Genomic DNA, 23,705 nt, shown 5'->3' with positions numbered 1-23,705 from the left:
TTTTTTGCAAAGAAAACTTACAGAAACATATATTTGAATTGTCTTCATATATTGGTTGTACGAGCTCTATTAGACATGAGGTGAAATGGATGGAAACAGAGTGGCTCATATCCTTACTGATGATTATTGGCATCGATCTGATTTTAGGCGGTGATAACGCGTTGATCATTGCGATGGCTAGCCGCAGCTTGTCAAATGACAAACGCAATAAAGCCATATGGATCGGCACACTTTTGGCCGTGCTGATGAGAATTACAATGACAGGTGCCGCAGTTTATTTATTGACCATCCCATATTTGCAATTTATCGGCGGACTTTTTCTCCTTTATATAGGATACAATTTGTTAATTGAACAAAAGAATGAATCGATTCGTATTAAAAGCAGCGGCTCCCTTTGGCGTGCGGTACAGACCATTGTGATTGCCGACCTCTTTATGTCACTTGATAATGTGATTGCTGTTGCAGGAGCGGCAAAGGGCAACATGTTGCTGACTGCCTTTGGGCTGATGATTTCAGTACCGATTATTATTTGGGGAAGTAAGCTGATTCATGCCGCTTTAACCAAATTTCCGTTTCTTTTATACGGAGGAAGTGCTCTTTTGGCTTTTACTGGCGGTGAAATGATTGTTCGTGATGTGAAATTGAATGAATTTATGGCACAGCACGCAACTCTTGAATTGATGCTCCCTTTTTTAACAGTCATCATGGTCATTTTAGCCAGCCTGTTTTACGAACAAACGGCTGAAAACAAATAAAAAAAGCTGCCAAATGATCGGCAGCTTTTCGTTTTTTCTATTAGTTAGCAAGTCGCTGAGCTTCTCTGAGTTGGAATGTACGAACCGTTCTTGGAAGGAAACGTCTAATTTCATCTTCATTGTAGCCAACTTGTAGTCTTTTTTCATCCAAGATGATTGGACGTCTTAAAAGACCTGGATGCTCATTGATTAGTTTATACAATTGTTGAAGAGGCATTGTCTCAACATTCACATTTAGCTTTTGGAATACTTTTGAACGTGTTGAGATAATTTCATCTGTACCGTCTTCAGTCATTCGAAGAATTTCTTTAATTTCATCGATTGAAAGAGGCTCTGAAAAGATGTTTCTCTCTTGATACGGAATATTGTGTTCTTCTAACCACGCTCTTGCTTTTCTACATGATGTACAGCTTGGTGATGTGTATAATGTTACCATAAATCTTCACTCCTCAATTTGTAGAATGAATATTGATCTGTATTCTTAAATTAAAATTGTTCTAAATAAGTAATCTTTATAGTGATTATACTATAAAAAAGTAAGTGTGAACAGATTTTCTTGCAATTTTTGTGACAAAAACTAGACAATTTCATTCATTTTGTAGTGTTGCTTGATGTCTGAACATTCTCATTTAGTCGAGATGATCGAAAATATTTTTTTGTTTTCTATTTTCAATGACCTTTAATACATCATCAACATCCTCATACGACTGCCCATACCATTCTTCGTCTTTATACGTATGGATTCGTTCATAGGTCTTCCTCATAGCCTCCATCATTTCTTCCTCATTATCTATAAGAGGCGACCAATAAAGGATTTCCATGCGGTTCACTTCATTTGTTGCAAGTGACCTGCGTTTATAACCGATTGATTCTGCATGCTTGAAGTGCTCTCTTTGGTAAAACTTTAGGCGTTTTGCAGTATCTGCATCATCTTCATCTACAGGCTCAACCTCAAGCAAGATCGGTTTCTTTTTTTCCTTCAGCTTATGAATGAGCTTTGATCCGAGGCCTTCACCTCTTGCATCTCTGGAAACAAATAAATAATCAATAAAGATGAAATGATCAAATTCGGCGTACATCATCACATGATGAGGTCCTTCCTCCTTATGATAAACATCACTTCTTTCCTTTAATAAAGCTTCCATATGCTCTTTTGACTTCATTTCTTCTATCGGGAAGTATTCACTGAGCTTTTCATACCAATTCATGGATCCGCTCCTTATGATATCGTTAAGAATCACTTCCTTAGATATTCCCGATTTCCTGCTATTTAAACGCCTGTACTAGTAAGACGCAGAAAAGTCTCCTCTAGTTTCACTTTTTTTCAAACAACAGAAAAAAGTTTTATATCGAACGATTCATGAGTAATTGAAAACAGACAAACAGGATGAGTGTCATCCCAGTTTGAAACATGATGAAATAAAGATACTTTCTGCGGCGTGCTTCCTCTTTCTGATTGCTTAATTTCAGGTGAAGCATATATTCCACGGAAAAAGACGCAATGCCAATGAACACCATAAATATGATCATCCACTGCACTCCATTTGGCTTTCTCAAAAAAGACGTTGAAAAAAGCATGAATACAATGAGAAAGTGAAAGAATGAATAGCGAAACGTCTTCCATATCGACATCTGATTTCCTCCTAGAACCCGTTTGTTGTTAACTAGAAATTACCATTATCGCATTCTTTTGTAAAATAAAAAAAGAAGCACTGACGTAGCAGCGCTTCTCAGCTTGTAGAGAAACTCATGTTTTTCTACAGGCTTTTTTATTTTCATCGTAATTATGATGGATGAGATTTAATGAAAAAGGCCTCCCACACACCTAGCCTAGCTTCGCTAGGTGTGTGGCAATCTTTTTCATGTTCTGGCACGCAGCTGTGAGGAGAACTTGCTCACTCACATTTTGTTTCCCCCTTAACCGGCAGTAGCGAAGCCCATGCAGTTGTTTTGAATCTGCAAAGCTTCGCTCTATTTTTTCTTTTCTTTTTTTATATAGCTCTTTTCCAGAGACAGTTAGACGATTCTGTCTGATCTTTTCTTTATGTTCTTCCCATATGTGTCTTGAGATGACTCTTTGATGATTTTTCGATCTTGTGCATCTTTCAAGGAAAGGACACGATGCACATTTTTTAGGATCTGATTTGTAGAATCGATAACCTTTTCGATCTGTTGTCGTATATAAAAGCTTCTCACCTTTTGGGCATATGTAATGATCATTTTCAGAATCATACTGAAATTTCCACTTCTCAAATAATCCTCTTGTTGGATGAAAACGTCTATGGGCAATGACACCAAAAATATGTCGATCAGATAAACCTTTACAAATTGGTGTTGTCAAATAACCTGAATCAAGCGCAACAGCTTCTACTTGAAAACCAAATCGTGCGATTTGGTGATCTAACCGATCAAGATATGGAACAGAATCATGGACATTTCCAGGCGTGACATGAGCATCGGTGATGATATTATACTTCATATCTGTTGTCCGGTGGTCTAGGTAGAAAAAGCCTTCAGGCTTGTTTTCGCGATATAGATAGCCACTTTCAGGATCAGTCATACTTTGACGAATGTCTTTTTCTGTTTTCACCTCCTCTTTTACCTTTAAGAGCTTTTTTCCATGTGCCACCCGATCTTCTTGGACTGCTTCTTCTAAATCATTGATATAGTTCTGGGTATCTTGTTCAATCGTTTTTCTCGTATATTTATGTTTATTAGCATTGGCTTTAAGATGAGTTGAATCAGTAAAAAGAACGCGACCTCCTACCATATCATGATTGATAGCTTGAAGCACAATCTCATCGAAAATGTCTTGAAAAATCGTTGTATTTTTAAATCGAGTACGACGATTCCAACTAATAGTGGAGTGATGGGGAACGGGATCATTGATGTTCAAACCTAAAAACCATCTATACGCCATGTTATAGTAAATTTCTTTTTCGAGTTGTCTTTCAGAACGGATACCGTAAAGGTATCCGATAAACATCATTTTGAACAAAATAAGCGGATCAAGAGAAGGACGACCTTTATTCTCACTATAATAGGGTTTTACTTTATCTACGATAAATGAAAAATCAATGTACTGATCAATTTTACGAAGCAGGTGATCCTCTTCGACCAGTTGATCTAGCAATACAAATTCGGCTTCGTGCTGAGAAGAATTTCTAGTGTGGAACATGAGAAAAACACCTTCCTTTAGAATGCTTTTCTCTATTATAAAATGGAGTGATAGAAAATTTAAGGGAAAAAATAAAGCTGCCGAGATTTTCTCGACAGCCTGAGAAGCACTGACGTAGCAGCGCTTCTTCTCTCTTATGATTGTTTTGCCTGAAGCTCTTTGAATTCTTCCTCTGTGCAGCTCACAAAGTGGCCTGGCTTCACTTCACGGAACTCAGTGTTCGTTCCTTTGTGAACAGATGGATCATACTTGATTCGTTTGCGGTTACGCTCATAATCTGGATCTGGAAGCGGAATCGCAGATAGTAATGATTTTGTATATGGATGAAGCGGGTTTTCGTATAATTCATTCGCTGGTGCCAGCTCGACCAATTTCCCGAAATACATTACGCCAATGCGATCGCTGATGTATTTTACCATAGACAGGTCATGGGCAATGAATAAGTACGTTAAGCCTTTTTCTTCTTGAAGCTCTTTCATTAAGTTGACGACCTGTGCTTGGATAGACACATCTAATGCAGAGATTGGTTCATCGGCAATAATGAAATCTGGTTCAACTGCTAATGCACGCGCAATCCCAATACGCTGCCTTTGACCTCCAGAGAATTCATGCGGATATCTGTTTGCATGCTCTTTGTTCAAGCCAACAGTTTCAAGCAATTGGTACACACGCTCTTTACGTGCTTGCTTTGTTTTTGCAAGACCATGAATGTCGATACCTTCTGCAATGATGTCAAGCACTGTCATTCTAGGGTTCAATGAGGCATATGGATCTTGGAAGATCATCTGCATCTGACGGTTGAACTCAAGCATTTTTTGTCTTGATTTCTTCCCGTGTACATTTTCCCCTTTATAAAGAACTTCGCCATCTGTCGCATCATAAAGTCTAATGATGGAACGGCCCGTAGTGGACTTACCACAACCAGACTCACCTACAAGGCCTAGTGTTTCACCTTTGTAAATATCAAATGAAACGCCGTCAACTGCTTTCACCGTTCCTCTTGCTGTATGGAAATGCTGCTTTAAATTTTTGATTTCTAACAGTTTTTCTGCCATGCTATTCACCCTCTTTTACTAATACAGGTTTTTCGTAGCTACCTTCTAGTTCACGCATTCTCGCCTTTACAGAAGCAGGCGGTTCAACTTTAGGTGCATTTGGATGAAGTAGCCATGATTTCACATAATGCGTATCTGATACTTTGAACATTGGCGGTTCTTGTTCAAAGTCAATTTTCATTGCATAATCACTTCGGAGTGCAAATGCATCTCCTTTCGGCGGGTTTGTCAGATCTGGCGGTGTTCCTGGGATTGCAGTTAGCTTTCCTTCAGCCCCGCCATCTGTGTCTAGGCTTGGCATTGATGCCAACAGTCCCCACGTATACGGATGTTGTGGATTGTAGAAAATTTCATCAACAGTTCCTGTTTCGACAATCTGACCTGCATACATAACAGCTACACGATCAGCGACGTTGGCGACAACACCTAGATCATGTGTAATAAAGATAATTGACGTTTCAACCTTTTGCTGAATTTCTTTCATTAATTCTAAAATTTGCGCCTGAATCGTTACATCTAGTGCTGTTGTCGGCTCATCGGCAATCAATAGCTTTGGATCTGCTGCAAGTGCCATCGCAATGACAACCCTTTGTCTCATCCCGCCACTAAATTCATGTGGGTATTGTTTGATTCTTTTTTCAGGCATTGCTATTCCAACAAGCTCCAATAATTCAATGGCTCTTTTTTCAGCCGCTTCTTTTGAAATTTGTTCGTGCTTGAACAGCACTTCTGTAATTTGTTTCCCGACCTTCATTGTTGGGTTCAAAGAAGTCATTGGATCTTGGAAGATCATTGAGATGTCTTTTCCTCGGATGTTTTGCATTTGTTTTTCCGTTTTCTTGACAATATCTTGCCCATCAAACAGGATCTGTCCGCGCTTGAAATAACCGGGCGGCATCGGAATTAATCTCATGATAGCCTGTGATGTCACACTTTTACCAGATCCAGATTCACCTACAATAGCAAGTGTCTCGCCTTTATTTAAGTGGAAGTTCACACCACGAATGGCTTGAACCTCTCCACCATATGTTTTAAATGAGATAGCAAGGTCTTTCACCTCTAGAATACGTTCACGTTCCATCCTAATCACTCCTTATTTACGCAACTTCGGATCTAAAGCGTCTCTTAGTCCGTCTCCAACCACGTTAAAACCAAACATTGTTATACAGATAAATGCGGCTGGGAACCATAATCTCCAAGGGTAGTACGTCATGGCTGGAATTCCGTCAGAAGCCATTGTTCCCCAGCTTGCTAATGGTTGAGGTACACCCAGCCCTAAATAGCTTAAGAATGCCTCTGTGAAAATAGCAGAAGGAATGGTTAATGTCATCGTCACAAGAATTGGTCCCATTGAGTTTGGAATTAAGTGTTTAAATAAAAGTCTAGATGTTTTCGCACCTAATGTTTGTGCAGCAAGAACGTACTCTTGACTCTTCAATTGTAAAACCTGTCCCCGAACGATACGTGCCATGTTGATCCAGCCTACGACTGTCATGGCAAGGATAATCGTTAATAATCCTTTTGGCAGAACAACCATCATTAAGATGACCATTAGTAGTGTTGGAATTGCCCATAAAACGTCAGCAATACGCATCATTACTTCATCTGTACGGCCACCTTTGAATGCTGCAATACTTCCCCAAATAATCCCGATGATTACGTCAAGAATAGCTGCAGCAAGACCAATGAAGATCGAAATTCTTGCCCCGACCCATGTACGGACAAACATGTCACGTCCTAAATCATCTGTACCGAACCAATGCTCTTTTGAAGGCGGCTGGTCCGCATTCAGTAAATCAGTCGTTGAATAATCATACTTAGAAAACCACGGAACTAAAATGGCTAACATTACAATGATAAAAATGATTGTAAGACCAACCATTGCAAGTTTATTTGCACGGAAGCGAAGCATAGCATCCTTCCATAAAGATAGACTAGGTTTAGAAATTTTTTCAGATTCTGCTGCGTCAGCTGTCGCAGGAACAAATAAATCTTTTCTCATCTCTTCCATGTGTTAGACCCCTTTCTTCGCCTTCGTCAGTTTAATTCTAGGATCGATAATACCGTAGAGGACGTCAACGACTAAAATACTAATTAATAGAATAATACTGTAGAAGACTGTAACACCCATGATGACGGTGTAATCACGGTTCGTAATACTTGTGACAAAGTGAGAGCCTAATCCAGGAATACCGAAAATCTTCTCCACGACAAAACTACCTGTTAAAACTGAAGCAGCCATTGGTCCCATATATGTAATGACAGGTAACAATGCGTTTCGAATGGCGTGTTTAATCGTCACAGCTGATTTCGTTAATCCTTTCGCTCTAGCCGTTCTAATGTAGTCACTATTTAGAACTTCAAGCATACTTGACCGTGCAAGTCTAGCGATAAATGCCATAGGCATGAAGGAAAGTGCAATAGAAGGTAGTACGGTGCTGGCCCAAGACTCCCATCCTGCAACTGGGAAGATCGCTAAAAAACTTGCCTCAGATGCAAATACATATTGTAGTAGCGCCGCTAAAATGAAACTTGGAACTGAAATTCCAAAGATCGTTAAAATGGCAATCGTATAGTCTTGCCACTTGTTATGATAGAGCGCTGCAAGGACCCCAAACAATACACCAAATGCTAACGCGAGGAGAATTGCCTCAATTCCGAGGGTAAAGGAAACGGGGAATCCAGAACTGATTAAGTCATTTACAGTTTGTCCTTTATATTTAAATGAGGGACCAAAATCTAATGTTGCAACTGAACCTAAATAGTTTACATATTGAACAAATAAGGGCTTGTCCAACCCGTAGTGCTCGTTTAGGTTTGCTTCAATTTCAGCAGGAAGTTTCTTCTCACCAGAGAATGGACCACCCGGTGCTGCCTGCATGAGAAAGAAAGTCGCAGTTACAATAACAAACAGTGTGATTAAAATATATATTAATCGCTTACCGATATATTTAAGCAACGGAATTGCACCTCCATGATTTTACAACATTTTCTCTAATCAGCAAGAAAGGTATATGGAGAGACATCCTCCATATACCTTAAGATCCTTGCCGTAGATCTCTTACACTATAACTCTTACTTTTCGAAATGTGCCCATTTGTATTGAACATCACCTAGTCCAGATACAACCACACCTTTTAGTTTTGGATCTTGAACCCAAAGCTGAGTATAGAAGTAAATTGGTGCTATAGGCATATCGTTGATGATGATTTCTTCTGCTTTTTTCAGCATTTCTTCACGCTTCGTTTTATCTGTTTCTTTTGCAGAATCATTCAACAATTGTTTGTACTCTTTGCTTTCCCATCCAGTGTCGTTGTTTCCTCCGTCTTTATCTTTGTAAAGCTCAAGGAAGTTCACTGGATCGTTGAAGTCACCTAACCAGCCCATACGTCCGATTTGGTAGTCTCCGCTGTGGATTTTGTCGATGTATACGTTCCACTCAGAGTTATCAAGTTCAACTTTTAGACCTAAATCTTTTTTCCACATTTCTTGAATTGCTTGTGCAATCTTTTGATGAGCTTCATCAGTGTTGTAAGAAAGTTTCAAAGCTGGAAGATCAGAAACAGACTTATAACCTAATTCTTTCGCACCTTTTTCAAGAAGTTTTTTAGCAGTATCTACATCGTGATCTTTGAAGTAGCCAGTTTTGTTATCAGTGAAACCTTCCATTGTTGGTGGAACGATTGCCATAGCTGGAACTTGTTCACCTTGCGTAATTTTGTCAACGATCGCTTGACGGTTGATTGAGTATGCAAGAGCTTTACGGATGTTTGCATTGTTTAAAGGTTTTACTTCTGTGTTGAATTTGTAGTTATAAATACCAGCGATCGTTTGGATTTTAAGACCGCCATCTTTTTTCAATTTTTGTAAAGACTCAGTTGGAAGGTTTCCTGTTGGAGAACCAGCCCAGTCAAGCTCGCCTTTTTGGAACATGCTAAGCTCAGTATTTGTATCTTTGATCATAGACATGTTGATTTTTTTCAATTTCACAGTATCTTTATCCCAGTATTCATTGTTCTTTTCAAGCGTGATAGTACCGCCATGTTTCCATTGAGAAAGAACGAATGGTCCGTTAGATACGTAGTTTTCACCAGCATTTGTGTACCAGTTTTTATTCTTTTCAGCCACTTTTTTGTTGACTGGCATATACGTATAGAATGCAGTTAGTTCAGTAAAGAACGGTGTTGGGTTCTCTAGCTCAACAACAAGCGTTTTTTTGTCTTTTGCTTTAATGCCAACATCAGCAACTTTCGCTTCCCCTTTGTTGGCTGCTTCAGCACCTTTAATATAGTAAAGCTGGTAAGCATATTGAGATTCATTTTTAGGGTCTAATGCCCATTTCCAAGCATATTCGAAATCTTCAGCTGTGACAGGGTCACCATTAGACCATTTTGCATCACGAAGTGTGAATGTGTATGTTTTACCATCAGCACTTGTTTTGATATCAGAAGCCATTGCATTTTCTGGCTTACCTTCAGCGTTAATTCTTGTTAATCCCTCAAAAGTCTGACGGATGACACTTCCTGAAGTTGAATCATTTGCCAATCCTGGATGTAGAGAAAAAGGCTCAGTGGAGATATTCACATTTAATGTTGTTTTAGCCTCTCCAGAACTGCTCGTGCTGTCGCCTGATTTGTTTCCGCTGAAACCACAAGCGCTTAATACAAGTGTGAAAATAAGCATTAATGTAACAACAGACCAACGCTTTTTCAACTGTATTCCCCCTTATAATATGTTTTAGTTCAAAGGTCTCGATAGAAGATGAGATTCAGATTTAAGAAATAGCGTAAAAAAGTCCCTAAATAGCTTACTTTCTATTTCTTTTGTTTTTTCTGAATTTTCACTATGTAAAGAGCCTAGCACAAACGTGTGAACAAATTAATTATAATGAATAGAATAATTTATTGCAATATCAATTTCATATATTTTTAAAAAACGTAAATGGGGATAAAGAGGGATTTTTATAAACTAAAGTCTCAATCACTTCAACAAATTAAAGCGGAAATTGATTAAAATAATTTAACAAATTCAGCTGGAATAATGTTTTATACATATAATTAATCATCCCTTTTTAAAAAATTCTGACAGATAGTTGGTATTTTACCTAAAATTTTAAGTGTCAAACGACATGATGAGAAGGTCACATAAGGGGCTTCGTGACTTTTTTATGGTCATCCTTTATAATAGATAGACATACTGTTGCGATGAAAAAGAAGAGTACATATATTCACCATTTATAGAGAGTCTGCGGTCGGTGCGAGCAGACAATGGCATATATGGAATGGGCTTTGGAGCAGCTAACCGAACACTTTTGAAAGTAAGTAGGCTTAGACGGAGCAGTCTCCGATATCAACGTCTTGAGTGATTTCCATGTGAAATAACAAGGGTGGTACCACGGTTCATTCGTCCCTTTTCTGTTGAAAAGTGACGGGTGGGCCTTTTTATATTGAGGAAAAGAGGTTTTAGTATGACAAAGAAGACAATTTTTTCAGGCATTCAGCCGAGCGGTTCGGTCACATTGGGGAACTATATCGGAGCGATGAAGCAATTTGTCGATTTGCAACATGATTATCACGGGTATTTTTGTGTCGTCGATCAGCATGCAATTACGGTGAGTCAGGACAGGCTAGCCCTTCGCCAAAATATTAGAAGCTTAGCAGCTCTTTATTTAGCAGTTGGACTTGATCCAGAGAAGGCGACATTGTTTATCCAATCAGAGGTACCTGCTCACGCCCAGGCAGGATGGATGCTTCAATGTGTTGCTTATATTGGGGAATTAGAGAGAATGACCCAATTTAAGGACAAATCCGCTGGTAAGGAAGCGGTTGTTTCAGGACTATTAACGTATCCCCCATTAATGGCTGGTGATATCTTATTATATGGTACTGATTTAGTCCCTGTCGGAGAAGATCAAAAGCAGCATCTTGAATTGACTAGAACGCTTGCTGAACGTTTTAACCGCAAATACAATGACATTTTCACTGTACCTGAAGTGAAGATTCCAAAAGAAGGCGCTCGGATTATGTCGTTAGCAGATCCAACGAAAAAGATGAGCAAATCCGATCCGAACCAAAAATCCTTCATTACTTTATTAGATGAACCAAAACAGCTTGAAAAGAAAATCAAAAGTGCTGTGACGGATTCAGAAGGCATCGTTAAGTACGACAAAGAGAACAAGCCTGGTATTGCGAACTTACTGACGATTTATTCTGTGTTAGGCAACATATCGATTGCAGAGCTTGAGCAAAAATATGAAGGCAAAGGGTATGGTGAATTTAAGGGAGATCTTGCGAACGTCGTCGTTGATGCTTTAAAACCAATTCAAGATCGATACTATGAACTCATTGAGTCAGATGAGCTTGACCGCATTCTTGACGAAGGTGCTGAAAAAGCAAATCGCGCAGCAAATAAAATGCTGAAAAAAATGGAGAATGCAATGGGTCTAGGTAGAAAACGCAAATAAAAAAAGCTTGCAGCGTGATGTGCTGCAAGCTTTTTCTAATTCACCTTTGATTCATTTTCCATTTCCCAAAGCTTTTCAAAAAACGGCTGTCCCTTAATCATTTTTTCACAGAAGGCTAAATGATTCTCTGACCATCCATCAATGGTTTCATTGTAAAGCATGTTCCAAATCTCTTCGAATGACATTCGCTTAATTTGATTGTACATACGCGGGTTCCATTCCGTATACCAATACGCAATCTCCGCCCTGTTTTGAAGACCTTTTAATTGATCGAGCGCCATAAACATGAGCTGCTTCAACTGTCTTTCTTTTCTTGTTAGTCCGCTAATGTGCTGCGGCGGTAAAGACAAAATATGATACTCCTTCGACGACTCAAGACTTTCCTGAGAAAATTCATATTCCTCAGCCTTCACATCTTTCACCATTTCATACACCAATTGCTCCTGCCTTGGGATTAAGCGGCTTTTCCTCACAGGAATGGAATACCCAATCGTATCCACCGCAATAATCCGGATACCGTCCGTCACCACAAAGCAATATTCTAGTTTACGCCGTTCATGATTTTTTCGAATATATGATTTCTCAAATACAGATTCTAGCAGCGTCTTCGGCAGTTCTGAAAGATCATTCTCTATGTAATCATACAAAGGACTCTGCACCTTAAGTAAAGGTACTTGATCTAACAGCTCCACACTGTCCTCCTTACGCCACTCATGAAAATGACACACATTGTAGCCATTTTCTTCCCCTTCAAACCAATTCACCCATACGTCATGAAGAAATAACATAACCAATCCCTCACTTTATAAAAACTGTTGTCCACAGTATGGGCAAGGGATAGAGAAATTATTCCAACTTTATTAAACTTCAAGCTGGGCAACGGACGGTTTGTCTTTATTTTTTTTCGTGACAGTTAATAAGGCGGAAAAACCTTTCATCCGCATTGAGAATAAACTGATAGCGAGCAGTACTAAGCCAGAGATGGCTGTAATCCAAATGACACCAATATATTTTGAAAACATACCGGCGATGATTAATCCAAGAATGATACCGAAGTTAGAGAACATTTGTAAGATGGACATTGCACGTCCTCTATAAGCATTTGGAGTAAGCCCTAGAAATAAACTGCTAATCGGCACATTCAAGAAAGCATTCATTAAGCCGATACCAAACACCCAAAGGTAGACTGGTGGTAACCCAAACAGTGCTTCTAGAAACTCAACCGGTATGATGACCATCATCCAAATTCCCATAAAGATCGTCGTTGTCATTAAAATATAACCAGGTTTGATTTTTCCAAGCAAGTAAGGACCTAAAATGGAACCGATAACGGCTCCGATACCCGAAAATGCTTCAATCATCCCAAAATGAAAACCTGATACTTGAAACTCGTGCAGCAAAATAGAGTTGGATGTAGTATTAAAAATTCCTGCGATAAACATGACTTGTGTTAATAAAAGGATTAAAAAAGCAAGTGGTGCTGATTGAAATACTACCTTCAATCCTTGCTTGATCGCCGTCCACTGTTTTTCTTTAGACGTTGAAAGGCTCGCTTCCCCTTCCTTATTGTTCTTTTTCACAAGTACAGCCGTCAGCAAGATAAAACATGCGGATAAACTATAAGTAAAAATATCGATAATGAGTAGAGCTGTCGGTGAAAAGAAAAGAAGAAGTAGGCCTGCAATTCCAGGACCCGCAATCTGCATAACGGAATAAATACTTTGAGAAACCCCCATCGCTTCTGTAATATTGTTTTCTCCCACTACAACCGGAATATACGAGGAGCGCGCTGGATAAAAAAAAGCACTTCCTATACCTGATAAAAAAACGAGGATAATGACATACACTGGATGGTGTAAACTAAAGATCATTCCTATTAATATGAAAGACCGAAATAAATCGGCTGCAATCATAATATGATGTTTTTTGAATCGGTCTGCCGCAACACCACCAAATAAGCCAAAGAAAAACATGGGTGAATATTGACAAAATAACACAAATCCAATTAATAACGGATCATTCGATGTAGTTCCAACCACATAAAGGATGACAATAGTTGTAAGACCGTCCCCAAAACGGGAAAATAATTGTCCCATACAAAACATAAGGAATTGTGGCTGCTTCAGGATAGCGATCAATAAAATCAACCTCTCAATCTTCTCGTCTGAACTATTTATTTACGTAAGAAAGTGCGTGTGATTGAACACGCACTTCTCAGAATGAATATAAAAGTCACTTATTTTGTGATGATGATAATAACGTTTGTTTTCATATGACTCACCCCCTTTAATGCTTCATTTTGTGCATAAAAGTATCGTGTTGTGAGCTTCTATGTTATATGAATTACTTTCAAAATCTCCATAAATATGTTTGACAATAAAACCAGCATCTTTTAGCATATTTGTGATTTCAGCTACACTATATAACCGCATTGTGATGACATGGTTGGTTGTTTTGTAATTCACTATCCTTGTTTGTTCTATTTTAATAGTGCTGTTTACTATATCTAACTGTCTTTTTTCTAAGGCATAGCCTGTCTTTTCGTCTCCAAACCAGATAAGTGGATGGAAATACTTAATAAGAAATTCTCGATTTGCAAGATGAAGAAGCAATGTTCCACCTTCATTTAAACATGAATACATGGACCTCAGCATTTTCATGTTCTCCTCATCTGACATATAGACAATCGATGTTTCCATATTAAGCACAACATCATACGTTCGAGGGGGATGAAAATCTCTTCCATCTTCTAAAAATGTTGTCACTTGGTGATTTGACTCTTTTTCAATATGCGCCAAAAAATCCTGATTAATATCCAGTCCATCTATTTGAAAACCTGCCTGCCAAAGTTTAAGCAGGTGTCTTCCATGTCCACAACAAAAATCTAAAATGTGCGGATGATCATAGTTTTGAAGAATTTTTCTTTGAATAAAGTCAATTTCCATATCCACATTTTGAGATAAAAGACGTGAGTAAATCTCTTTATACTGGAAACCAAAAAAGTTTGTACCATCATCTGAAATTGGTGTTTCCACTTTAACAGACAATCAGGAGCCCCCCTCTCAATCTCTTATTCACTGTAAATCTATGGTACTATATCAAATTTCCTTTTTCAACCACTTTTGATATTAAAATACATTTTTTTGTTACTTAAGTACGTCAATTTACTTTAATTTTTTAGGATCAAGGGCATCTCTTAGTCCATCACCTAAGAAGTTAAAGCATAAAACGGTCAGCAATATGAGTAAACCTGGGAAGAGCGGATACCACCACGCTTGCACCATAATCGAGAAGTTTTGTGCATCTTGTAGCATGTTGCCCCAGCTCGCGGTTGGCGGCTGTATGCCAAATCCTAGATAGCTCAGCGTTGATTCAGCTAAAATGACGGAACCTACTTTAAGGGTAGCTGACACAATAATAGGACCGATACAGTTCGGTAAAATATGTGAAAAGATGATGACATGGTTTTTCGTTCCAATGGTTCTTGCTGCGAGTACGAATTCTCTTGTTCGTAGTGATAAAAATTCACTGCGGATCAGTCTCGCGGTTGTGGTCCAGCCGGTCAAAGCAAAGATGAAAATCAATTTATCAATGCCCGGCTTGAAAATGGTGACGAGCGTGATTAAGAGAAAAATGTCAGGGATCGACAACACAACATCCACAAATCTCATTAACAAGGAATCAACAAATCCTTTGAAATACCCCGCTACCGCTCCGACCACAGTGCCAATGGTAATCGCACCGACCACTGAGACGAAACCGACTAACAAAGAGACTCTCGCTCCATAAAGCACCCTTGAGAAAATATCTCGGCCAAACTTGTCAGTTCCCATCAAATGCTCTGCACTTGGCGGTTGGAGCCGTTTTAATAAATCTTGATGCTCTGGTGCGTAAGGGGCAATCACAGGAGCGAAGATGGCTGAAAAGATAATGATCAATAAGATCACGGAGCCGGCAACCGCCAATTTATTTTTGAAAAATTTCTCACAAAATAAACGCAGCATCGTCTCTGGCTTTGGCGGAAGTCCCTCTTTTAATTTGAGATCAACAGGAGGCGTTCCCATATTAGGCTGTGCCAATTGTGCTTCAGCTCCCTTCTAATATTCAATACGCGGATCAACGATCGCATAGAGAATATCCGCAATTAAATTCCCAACCACCACGAGCACTGCGGAAATAACAGTCATCGCCATAATGACCGGATAATCTCTCGAAAAGGCAGAATCAATAAACAACTTCCCTAATCCTGGCCAAGTGAAGATTTGTTCCACCACGACTGCGCCGCCAATAAAGGATGGAATCATCAATCCGAAAATTGTAATGACAGGCATAAGACCATTTCTTAATCCGTGCTTGAAAATGACTTTGTTTTCTCGAAAGCCTTTCGCTCTTGCGGTACGAATGTAATCCTGCCTCATGACATCAAGCATGCTCGACCTTGTGTACCGCGTGAGCCCCGCCATATCAGCGGTTGCTAAAACAAAGGCTGGTAAAATGATGTGATGGAGCCGGTCAAATAGATTAAAATCGGTGTTTAAGGTAGACACGCCGCCTGTCGGGAACCATCCTAAATTCACAGATAACACCATAATTAGAATGAGTCCAAACCAAAAATTCGGAATAGCCAGTCCGATAAAAGATGTAACTGTAATGCCGTAGTCTAGCTTTGTATATGGACGTTTTGCTGAAAGAACACCGAATGGGATGGCGATAATCAGGGCGACTAATGTAGAAAAAATCATGAGGATGAGGGTATTTGGCAGCCTAGCAAAAATCAAATCAGCCACAGGCGTTCCCTTTTTCACAATGGAGGTGCCAAAGTCACCTTGAAGCATATTGCCAAGCCATTTCATATACTGCACATATTCAGGATCGTTCAAGCCGTACTTATCAATAAAAGCTTCCCGGTCTGCCGCACTAATGGTTGGGTCCATCATAAGTGACATTGGATCGCCTGGTGCTGCTTTCATAATGGCGAAGGACAAAATGGTAATCCCAAATAAGATGGGAATGGAAAGCAATGTCCTTCTAATGATATATGTAACCATATGCACAACTCCTTTTTCATCGGATCGCCATACTGTGATGAAAAAGGGCTAAAGTGATCTTTCTTTTAGCCCTCTGTCTTCATTACAATGTGATATCGGAACCCTTTCAATCTAACTGGTGCTCAGTGAATGTAATCATCGTGAGCACCAACGCGCCTGACTGACACGGAATGAAAGGGATTATCTTCACGTTAAAGGAGAGAACTTTCCTCTTCTTTCACTAACGTCCTACTGTTCAATCCACCATTTCTCGATTTTGTAATACTCATCTTTCGGGTGGTATGAGTAGCCTTGGAGATTAGATGGCATCGCGCGATGTGAGTTAGCATAGTAAAGGAACGTATATGGTTGATCTTCTGCAATCAGTTCATAAATTTTTTCATATGCCTTTGAATATTCTTTTCGATCACTTAAATTCTTGGCATCCACTAACAGCTTATCGACCTCTTTATTTTTATACCAGATGTTATTCAAGCCTTTTTCTGACTGGCTTGAGTGGAAGATGCTGTATTGGTCAGGGAATGTCGCAAGGCTCCAGCCGAGCAGTAGTGCATCATAATCCCATTTAGGCGGTGTCGTCTGTTCAATAAGTGCGCTGAATTCCACAATTTGTGGCTTCGCTTCCACACCAATTTCCTTGAGCTGCTGCTGGACAACGACAGCAATGTCTTCACGGACTTTGTTTCCTTGGTTGGTCTTTATGACAAAGGAGAATTTTTTACCATCCTTATCAAGATAGCCATCTCCATCTGTATCCTCCCAGCCCTCTTCTTTCAGCATCTTTTTCGCTTTTTCTTGATCAAACTCAAATACTGGAACACGATCATTCTTTGGATAGTTCCATGACAGTGGACTTTCTGGAATGTTGGCTACTTTGCCGTCTCCATCCAACACTTGATCGACAATCGTTTGGCGGTCAATGGCATGTGTGAGCGCCTGGCGCACTTTTTTACTTTTAAAGAGTTCATTTTTCTGATTCCAGCCAATGTATGAATAATTGAGCCCTAGATCAGATTCAATTTTAATGTTGCTGATTTTTTCAGCCGTTTGCAGCTCTGCTCCCGGAACAGCAAAGAAATCAATATCACCTGCTGAAAGCTGGGCAATTGCTGCATTCTGATCAGGAATGGTTTTAATTGTGACGGTATCAAGGTATGGACGTCCATCCCAATAATCGTCAAAGGCTTCTAGTTTCACGTAGTCGCCTTCTTTCCACTCGGCAAATTTAAATGGACCTGAACCGATTGGTTTTTTTCGGTTAAATTCATTTTCACCGAGATCCTTTACAGGCACATCACCTAAAATATGCTTAGGCAAAATGCCGTAGCTTCCTAGTGTGACATTATAGAAATAAGGATCTTTTTTGTTGAGCTTGAATTCGATTGAGTAATCTCCTGTCTTTTTAACAGAATCTAATACTTCAAAGCCTGATCCGCGCTCCCCGTTGTAGTCCTTATTGATCGGAATGCTGTATGTAAACACAACATCATCAGCTGTCAGTTCCTCACCATCATGAAACTTTACGCCTTTTTTAATGGTCACATCAAACTGCTTCCCGTCATCAGATTCTTTAATATCTTCTGCGAGTGATAGCTGAGGGTTCAACTTTCCGTCAGTCTGAAGTAAAAAACTGTAGATTCTTGCTTCAATATCAGAGCTCGCCACATCTGTTGAATAAAGCGAGTTAAATAAAGTTGGTTCTGCAATGGAACCGATGACAAGATCTCCGCCCTGTACAGGTTTACCGGTGGATTTCTTTTCATTGTCTCCAGAGGTTTTATTTCCACTAGAGCAAGCCGCAAGCATGAGCGTGAAGATCAGCAATAAACTGATCAATATGGATTTTCTATTTCTATTCATATACAATTCCCCCTATCCTTTTTTAAAAATGACGACAGATGCCGCTTCATCCCCCCTCTCAAAGATGAAATCATGCAAGTCGATTAAGCGTCGTAAAGGTGACAGGCAACGAAGTGGTTTGGTTTTAATTCTTGAAATGCTGGTATTTTTTCTTTACAGATTTGTTTCGCATGCGGACATCTTGTGTGAAATACGCACCCTTTTGGCGGATTCGCAGGACTTGGCAGATCGCCTTGAAGCATGATCCGCTCTCTTTTGACCTGACCCTTTTTACGGGTAACAGGGACTGAAGAAAGCAGTGCCTGTGTATATGGGTGGAGCGGTTCATCGTACAGGCTATGCTTATCAGCAAGCTCCATCATTTTGCCGAGATACATCACGCCGACTCGATCACTAATGTGCCTGACCACACTTAAGTCGTGAGAGATAAACAGATAGGTCAGGTCAAATTCCTCCTGAAGCTCCTCCATCAGATTAATCACCTGTGCCTGAATGGATACATCAAGTGCTGATACCGGCTCATCTGCGATGATCATTTCGGGATTCATGGCAAGCGCACGAGCAATGCCGATTCGCTGCCTCTGCCCGCCAGAAAATTCATGGGGATAGCGATTTGCAAAGCTTGGATGAAGGCCCACCTTTGATAAAAGCTGTTCTACTTTTTCATTTCTTTCTTTTAAGGAATATAAGTGATGTGTTTTGTAGGGTTCTTTGATGATGCTTCGAAGTGTTTTTCTAGGGTTGAGTGATGCAAAGGGATCTTGAAAAACCATTTGAATGTTTTTTCGTGTTGATTGTCTTAACTTTGATTCCGATATACGGGAGATGTCTTGCCCTTTAAAAAGGATTTGACCGTCAGTTGGTTCATATAAACGAATCATGGTCCGGCCTAATGTTGATTTACCGCATCCTGATTCCCCCACTATGCCTAACGTCTCACCTTTATAAATCTTCAAATCTATGCCGTCAACAGCTTTGACTGCACCGACTTTCTTCTGAAAGACACCGGCTTTAATCGGAAAATGTTTTTTGATCTGTTTCAGTTCGAGAATGGTTTCTTTCTCTATTAGATCTGTTGCAAGTGGTTGATTATGAGCAAGGGTCATGTTTGGTCTGCCTCCTCATATAAGAAGCATCTGACGCTTCTGCCATTTTCAAAAGTCCTCAGCTTAGGCAATTCACCTAGACAGCGCTCCTTCACTTGCGGGCATCTAGGAGCAAACCGGCAGCCGGCTGGAAGCTGATCCGGTGCTGGGACATTCCCTTTTATCGCCGCTAGCGGCTGTATGTCTCCGTCAATGACAGGAATTGATTCAAGCAGTCCTTCTGTGTAAGGATGAAGCGGCTGATCAAATAATTCTTCGACGGTCCCATTTTCAACAACCTGTCCGCAATACATGACAATCACTCGATCTGCCACTTCAGACACGACACCTAGATCATGCGTAATGAGGAGAATCGATGTACCAAATGTCGTGCATAAGTCTTTCATCAATGTGAGCACCTGGGCTTGAATCGTAACATCTAGGGCAGTTGTCGGCTCGTCTGCAATGAGAAGCTTCGGATCACAGCTTAGCGCAATCGCAATCATCACTCTTTGCCGCATGCCGCCTGATAAACGGTGCGGATAATCTTTGATGATTTGTTCCGGCCTGGAAAAACCAACAAGCTTCAGCAGATCAATCGCTTTTTTCGTCGCTTCTTTTTTTGAAAGTTTTTTGTGATAGATGAGGATTTCTGTTATTTGTTCCCCGATGGTTAGGACAGGATTAAGTGAGGTCATGGGTTCCTGAAAGATCATCGATACGTCATTACCACGAATATTGCATAATTCCTTTTCACCATATGTAACGAGATCCTTGCCATCAAGCTTGATGGAACCGTCCATAATTTTTCCACCAGTGCCGTTAATCAAGCCCATAATGGATAAGGACGTAATGCTTTTACCAGATCCAGACTCACCGACTAATGCGACAGTTTCTCCTCTGTTGATGCTGAAATCAACGCCATCTACAGCAGGTATTGATTCTTTTTTTCGAAAAAAATAGGTTTTTAAGTTCTGCACTTCAAGCAGCGTGGTCATGTATTCGCCCCTTTCACCATCAATCAATCAAGATAGATCTAAAAATTCCGCCTTTTTTGAATAAAAAGAATTATCAAAATTTATATTTGTATATTATTACATTGTTATGACGAAATCAAGAAGAATTTAGTAAATTTGTAATATGTCTCTTTTTATGTGAATCATTCACTTTGTGAGTCTATCGCCTTTAAAAAAGTTTCGGACGGCTCTGCAATCATAGACTCCTCGCTGATTCTGTGTTCATTGAAATACTTTTTCACGATATAAAATCCAGTGGCGTAACCAAGCATTTTGGGGTAGTTCCCTTTTCCATAAAGGAGGTTCTGTATCAGTCTTTCGTCGTCCTGCACTTTTTGATCAAGATGACTGGATACCCATTTCTGATACATACGCTGAAGCTGCGATTCGTCATAGAGAGTGGTCCATTTGGCTGTATAGCTTTCTCCGTATCTATGATACACAGCATATTCAGCGAGTCCCTCCATCATGATTGTATCAAGGAATGTAAAATCTTTTTCTTCTTTCGTGAGAAAATGTAACCTGCATACATGGTGATATTCATGAGTCAGCAATGTACCGATGCGTTCTTTCGGGGTATTTGGCGACAAAAACAGAAAGACCTTGTCGTCAAATGCCATGCCGGATTGATAATAAAATTGCTCTCTAATTTCTCTGCTGCTCTCATTGACTGGCAAAATAAAGACTGGAATGTCAGGGCCTTTCCACTGCTTTTGCAGCGCCCTGTATTCTTTCATAACGAGCTGGAAGTACCCTTTTTCTTTGAGCTGGTCGATCATGTCTTTGCATGATTTAAAAGACCGAATCATGCCGTGATGCTGCAGGTGGGAGAGAATAGAGGACCATTCTTTTTCCTCCGCCCCTTTAAAATAAGGAACAAAGCGCGACGCAAGCTCCTGAAATGATGAAGATTGATGAATGAGATATTGTGTATTGACTAGACCCATACTGCTAAACACCTCCATTTTCATCATATGCAAAAAAGCGGCAATCTGATTATAGATCGCCGCCTTCTTAGGAAATATTACGCTTCGTATTTTTTAAAGATAATTGTCGCATTATGTCCGCCAAAGCCAAGTGAGTTACTTAGAGCCACTTGTACTTCTTTTGAACGTGCTTCATTTGCCACATAATCAAGATCACATTCTTCATCCGGTGTTTCAAGGTTAATGGTTGGAGGAATGACGCTGTCTTTAATCGCAAGTACAGAGAAAATAGCTTCTACCCCGCCTGCTGCACCAAGTAAGTGACCTGTCATCGATTTTGTCGAACTGATCGCAAGCTGATTTGCATGCTCTCCGAACACTTCTTTAATCGCCATTGTTTCAAATTTATCGTTGTACGGTGTGCTTGTTCCGTGGGCATTGATATAATCAATTTCTTCCACAGACAAACCAGCATCTCGAATTGCTTCTTTCATTGCGCGGACGCCGCCTTCTCCGTTTGGAGCCGGTGCTGTAATATGATACGCATCACCAGTTGATCCATATCCAACGATTTCTGCATAAATCGTCGCGCCACGTTTTAATGCATGCTCAAGTTCTTCAAGGACGACAATCCCTGCACCCTCACCCATAACAAATCCGTCACGGTTTTTGTCAAATGGACGGCTTGCTGTCTCTGGATCAGGATTTGTCGAAAGAGCTTTGTTCGCACAGAAGCCAGCAAACGACATTTTTGTTAACGGCGCTTCTGTTCCGCCTGTGATCATGGCATCTGCATCTCCGCGCTGAATGACTTTAAATGCATCACCAATTGAGTTTGTACCTGTTGCACATGCTGTTACAGTACAAGAGTTAACCCCTTTTGCGCCAAGTGCAATTGAAATTTGGCCTGTTGCCATATCTGGAATCATCATTGGAACGAAGAACGGGCTTACGCGTCTTGCTCCTTTATTTGAATACACTTCAAACTGCTCTTCAAATGTTTCAAGTCCGCCAATACCAGATCCAACCCATACACCAACACGTGGTGCGATTTCATCTGTGATTTCAAGACGTGAGTCTTCTAGCGCCTTTTGAGCAGCAACAACTGCATATTGCGTGAAGCGTGCCATTTTTCGTGCTTCTTTTTTCTCCATGTAATCTTCAATGTTAAAATCTTTTAATTCTGCTGCCACTTTTGCTGTATATTCACTTGAGTCGACACGTGTGATTGGTCCAACTCCTGATACACCTGCTAAAGCATTTTTCCATGTTGATTCTACATCGTTGCCAAGAGGTGTCAAAGCACCCAATCCTGTAACAACTACTCGTTTTTTATCCATTAATTTGTGCACCTCACTCTTTTATCGGCCCCATCGCATAGCGATTGCGCCCCACGTTAATCCGCCACCAAAGCCTACCATTACAATCACATCGCCGTCATGAATTTTTCCGGCTTCAATTTCTTCACATAGTGAAATTGGAATGGATGCTGCTGATGTGTTTCCATATTTATGGACTGTTTTCGACATTTTTTCAACTGGCAGCTCTAGGCGTTCGCGGGCTGCTTCCATAATGCGAATGTTTGCTTGATGCGGGATCAAGAAGTCAACGTCTTCTTTTGATAGTCCAGCTTTTTCGATAACGTTTACGCTTGACTCGCCCATTTGTCTTACAGCAAATTTAAATACTTCTCGTCCATTCATGATTGTATGATCTTTTTCATCTAAGTACAAGTGCTTACCGCCTCTTCCATCGGCTCCAAGCTCAAATGAGAGAATTCCTTTCCCTTCGCTGACCTCTCCTAACACAGCAGCCCCTGCTCCATCTCCAAACAGAACAGCAGTATTGCGGTCATCCCAGTCGGTAATGCGAGAAAGTTTTTCAACGCCAACGACGAGCACGTGCTTGAACGTACCTGATTCGATAAATTGTTTTCCAGTAACAAGCCCATACATAAAGCCAGCACACGCAGCGCTAATATCCATTGCACATGCTTTATGTGCACCGAGCTGCTCTTGAATCATACAAGCGACTGTCGGAAATGCTTGATCTGGCGTGACTGTCGCCACAAGAATCATATCGATATCTTCTGCAGCTACATCTGCGTCAGCTAATGCTTTTTTTGCAGCAGCAAGCGCCATATGTGATGTATTGACATCATCAGAAGCAATTCTTCTTTCTTCTATACCTGTTCTAGTACGAATCCATTCGTCAGAAGTTTCAACCATTTTTTCTAAATCAAGATTTGTTAACACTTTTTCAGGTATATAGCGGCCAAGGCCAATAATTCCAGCATTCATTGAATAAGACTCCTTTTAC

The 23,705-nt window shown here is 40.2% G+C and carries 22 protein-coding genes and 1 other annotated feature; of the genes, 2 read left to right on the top strand and 20 right to left on the bottom strand.

Annotated elements, in window-relative coordinates:
* The first annotated feature begins 89 nt into the window (after positions 1 to 89).
* Positions 90 to 755, top strand: coding sequence for a TerC family protein (locus NKR21_RS05840; protein WP_144457874.1), 666 nt, complete (start codon positions 90 to 92; stop codon positions 753 to 755).
* Positions 756 to 795: 40 nt separating this feature from the next.
* Here the strand turns inward: NKR21_RS05840 and spxA are convergent, their stop codons facing one another.
* The 9 genes from spxA to NKR21_RS05795 form a co-directional block, all read right to left on the bottom strand.
* A complete protein-coding gene (gene spxA / locus NKR21_RS05835) occupies positions 796 to 1,191 on the bottom strand; it encodes a transcriptional regulator SpxA (protein WP_003211421.1) in 396 nt (131 codons plus the stop codon).
* 193 nt (positions 1,192 to 1,384) lie between these two features.
* A complete protein-coding gene (locus NKR21_RS05830) occupies positions 1,385 to 1,963 on the bottom strand; it encodes a GNAT family N-acetyltransferase (RefSeq protein ID WP_012009571.1) in 579 nt (192 codons plus the stop codon).
* A 136-nt stretch (positions 1,964 to 2,099) separates the two neighbouring features.
* Entirely contained in the window at positions 2,100 to 2,387 is a 288-nt protein-coding gene (locus NKR21_RS05825; RefSeq protein WP_012009570.1) for a hypothetical protein, read from the bottom strand.
* Between the two features lie 193 nt (positions 2,388 to 2,580).
* A complete protein-coding gene (locus tag NKR21_RS05820; protein WP_253602410.1) occupies positions 2,581 to 3,933 on the bottom strand; it encodes an IS1182 family transposase in 1,353 nt (450 codons plus the stop codon).
* A gap of 134 nt (positions 3,934 to 4,067) precedes the next feature.
* Entirely contained in the window at positions 4,068 to 4,988 is a 921-nt protein-coding gene (locus NKR21_RS05815) for an ABC transporter ATP-binding protein (protein ID WP_144456049.1), read from the bottom strand.
* Between the two features lies 1 nt (position 4,989).
* A complete protein-coding gene (locus NKR21_RS05810; protein WP_301287553.1) occupies positions 4,990 to 6,069 on the bottom strand; it encodes an ABC transporter ATP-binding protein in 1,080 nt (359 codons plus the stop codon).
* Between the two features lie 12 nt (positions 6,070 to 6,081).
* Positions 6,082 to 6,999 (bottom strand): ABC transporter permease, encoded by a 918-nt coding sequence (locus NKR21_RS05805; protein WP_144456053.1) that lies wholly within the window; start codon positions 6,997 to 6,999, stop codon positions 6,082 to 6,084.
* A 3-nt stretch (positions 7,000 to 7,002) separates the two neighbouring features.
* Positions 7,003 to 7,947 (bottom strand): ABC transporter permease, encoded by a 945-nt coding sequence (locus tag NKR21_RS05800; RefSeq protein WP_144456055.1) that lies wholly within the window; start codon positions 7,945 to 7,947, stop codon positions 7,003 to 7,005.
* Between the two features lie 116 nt (positions 7,948 to 8,063).
* On the bottom strand, positions 8,064 to 9,701 hold the full coding sequence (locus NKR21_RS05795; RefSeq protein ID WP_144456057.1) for a peptide ABC transporter substrate-binding protein: 1,638 nt from the start codon (positions 9,699 to 9,701) through the stop codon (positions 8,064 to 8,066).
* Positions 9,702 to 10,183: 482 nt separating this feature from the next.
* Positions 10,184 to 10,402: a binding site (T-box leader), on the top strand.
* A 53-nt stretch (positions 10,403 to 10,455) separates the two neighbouring features.
* Between NKR21_RS05795 and trpS the strand changes: the two genes are divergently transcribed.
* Complete coding sequence (gene trpS / locus NKR21_RS05790; protein ID WP_012009563.1) at positions 10,456 to 11,451, top strand: tryptophan--tRNA ligase; 996 nt, start codon at positions 10,456 to 10,458, stop codon at positions 11,449 to 11,451.
* Between the two features lie 35 nt (positions 11,452 to 11,486).
* Here trpS and NKR21_RS05785 read toward each other — a convergent pair whose 3' ends face one another.
* The 11 genes from NKR21_RS05785 to NKR21_RS05735 form a co-directional block, all read right to left on the bottom strand.
* Positions 11,487 to 12,239: a YjbA family protein gene (locus tag NKR21_RS05785; RefSeq protein ID WP_144456059.1), complete on the bottom strand. Its 753-nt coding sequence runs from the start codon at positions 12,237 to 12,239 to the stop codon at positions 11,487 to 11,489.
* 72 nt (positions 12,240 to 12,311) lie between these two features.
* Positions 12,312 to 13,598 carry an MFS transporter gene (locus NKR21_RS05780; RefSeq protein WP_253602465.1) on the bottom strand — a complete coding sequence of 429 codons (1,287 nt, stop codon included), beginning with the start codon at positions 13,596 to 13,598 and terminating at the stop codon, positions 12,312 to 12,314.
* Positions 13,599 to 13,745: 147 nt separating this feature from the next.
* Complete coding sequence (locus tag NKR21_RS05775) at positions 13,746 to 14,498, bottom strand: SAM-dependent methyltransferase (protein ID WP_144456061.1); 753 nt, start codon at positions 14,496 to 14,498, stop codon at positions 13,746 to 13,748.
* 117 nt (positions 14,499 to 14,615) lie between these two features.
* Positions 14,616 to 15,515, bottom strand: coding sequence for an oligopeptide ABC transporter permease (gene opp4C, locus NKR21_RS05770; protein WP_144456196.1), 900 nt, complete (start codon positions 15,513 to 15,515; stop codon positions 14,616 to 14,618).
* Positions 15,516 to 15,548: 33 nt separating this feature from the next.
* Complete coding sequence (locus NKR21_RS05765) at positions 15,549 to 16,499, bottom strand: ABC transporter permease (protein ID WP_012009558.1); 951 nt, start codon at positions 16,497 to 16,499, stop codon at positions 15,549 to 15,551.
* Positions 16,500 to 16,727: 228 nt separating this feature from the next.
* Entirely contained in the window at positions 16,728 to 18,359 is a 1,632-nt protein-coding gene (locus NKR21_RS05760) for a peptide-binding protein (protein WP_144456063.1), read from the bottom strand.
* Between the two features lie 83 nt (positions 18,360 to 18,442).
* A complete protein-coding gene (locus NKR21_RS05755) occupies positions 18,443 to 19,465 on the bottom strand; it encodes an ABC transporter ATP-binding protein (protein WP_144456065.1) in 1,023 nt (340 codons plus the stop codon).
* A complete protein-coding gene (locus NKR21_RS05750) occupies positions 19,462 to 20,442 on the bottom strand; it encodes an ABC transporter ATP-binding protein (RefSeq protein WP_144456067.1) in 981 nt (326 codons plus the stop codon). Before NKR21_RS05750 ends, NKR21_RS05755 begins: the two co-directional genes overlap by 4 nt.
* A 161-nt stretch (positions 20,443 to 20,603) precedes the next feature.
* Positions 20,604 to 21,407 carry a DUF2268 domain-containing putative Zn-dependent protease gene (locus NKR21_RS05745; protein WP_119124687.1) on the bottom strand — a complete coding sequence of 268 codons (804 nt, stop codon included), beginning with the start codon at positions 21,405 to 21,407 and terminating at the stop codon, positions 20,604 to 20,606.
* A gap of 77 nt (positions 21,408 to 21,484) precedes the next feature.
* The gene (gene fabF, locus NKR21_RS05740) at positions 21,485 to 22,726 is read right to left on the bottom strand and encodes a beta-ketoacyl-ACP synthase II (protein WP_012009553.1); all 1,242 of its coding nucleotides are present in this window, start codon (positions 22,724 to 22,726) and stop codon (positions 21,485 to 21,487) included.
* 21 nt (positions 22,727 to 22,747) lie between these two features.
* Positions 22,748 to 23,686: a beta-ketoacyl-ACP synthase III gene (locus NKR21_RS05735; RefSeq protein ID WP_012009552.1), complete on the bottom strand. Its 939-nt coding sequence runs from the start codon at positions 23,684 to 23,686 to the stop codon at positions 22,748 to 22,750.
* Positions 23,687 to 23,705 lie beyond the last annotated feature (19 nt).

It is taken from the genome of Bacillus sp. 1735sda2 (assembly GCF_024159245.1).
Lineage (GTDB): Bacteria > Bacillota > Bacilli > Bacillales > Bacillaceae > Bacillus > Bacillus pumilus_O.
Note: the sequence above shows the minus strand (reverse complement) of the source record. Positions and strands in the feature narration are given on the sequence as shown.

Coding starts and splice junctions, on each gene's coding strand:
- NKR21_RS05840 (WP_144457874.1), top strand. CDS start 90: ATGGAAACAGAGTGGCTCATATCCTTACTGATGATTATTGGCATCGAT.
- spxA (WP_003211421.1), bottom strand. CDS start 1,191: ATGGTAACATTATACACATCACCAAGCTGTACATCATGTAGAAAAGCA.
- NKR21_RS05830 (WP_012009571.1), bottom strand. CDS start 1,963: ATGAATTGGTATGAAAAGCTCAGTGAATACTTCCCGATAGAAGAAATG.
- NKR21_RS05825 (WP_012009570.1), bottom strand. CDS start 2,387: ATGTCGATATGGAAGACGTTTCGCTATTCATTCTTTCACTTTCTCATT.
- NKR21_RS05820 (WP_253602410.1), bottom strand. CDS start 3,933: ATGTTCCACACTAGAAATTCTTCTCAGCACGAAGCCGAATTTGTATTG.
- NKR21_RS05815 (WP_144456049.1), bottom strand. CDS start 4,988: ATGGCAGAAAAACTGTTAGAAATCAAAAATTTAAAGCAGCATTTCCAT.
- NKR21_RS05810 (WP_301287553.1), bottom strand. CDS start 6,069: ATGGAACGTGAACGTATTCTAGAGGTGAAAGACCTTGCTATCTCATTT.
- NKR21_RS05805 (WP_144456053.1), bottom strand. CDS start 6,999: ATGGAAGAGATGAGAAAAGATTTATTTGTTCCTGCGACAGCTGACGCA.
- trpS (WP_012009563.1), top strand. CDS start 10,456: ATGACAAAGAAGACAATTTTTTCAGGCATTCAGCCGAGCGGTTCGGTC.
- NKR21_RS05785 (WP_144456059.1), bottom strand. CDS start 12,239: ATGTTATTTCTTCATGACGTATGGGTGAATTGGTTTGAAGGGGAAGAA.
- opp4C (WP_144456196.1), bottom strand. CDS start 15,515: ATGGGAACGCCTCCTGTTGATCTCAAATTAAAAGAGGGACTTCCGCCA.
- NKR21_RS05765 (WP_012009558.1), bottom strand. CDS start 16,499: ATGGTTACATATATCATTAGAAGGACATTGCTTTCCATTCCCATCTTA.
- NKR21_RS05760 (WP_144456063.1), bottom strand. CDS start 18,359: ATGAATAGAAATAGAAAATCCATATTGATCAGTTTATTGCTGATCTTC.
- NKR21_RS05755 (WP_144456065.1), bottom strand. CDS start 19,465: ATGACCCTTGCTCATAATCAACCACTTGCAACAGATCTAATAGAGAAA.
- NKR21_RS05750 (WP_144456067.1), bottom strand. CDS start 20,442: ATGACCACGCTGCTTGAAGTGCAGAACTTAAAAACCTATTTTTTTCGA.
- NKR21_RS05745 (WP_119124687.1), bottom strand. CDS start 21,407: ATGGGTCTAGTCAATACACAATATCTCATTCATCAATCTTCATCATTT.
- fabF (WP_012009553.1), bottom strand. CDS start 22,726: ATGGATAAAAAACGAGTAGTTGTTACAGGATTGGGTGCTTTGACACCT.
- NKR21_RS05735 (WP_012009552.1), bottom strand. CDS start 23,686: ATGAATGCTGGAATTATTGGCCTTGGCCGCTATATACCTGAAAAAGTG.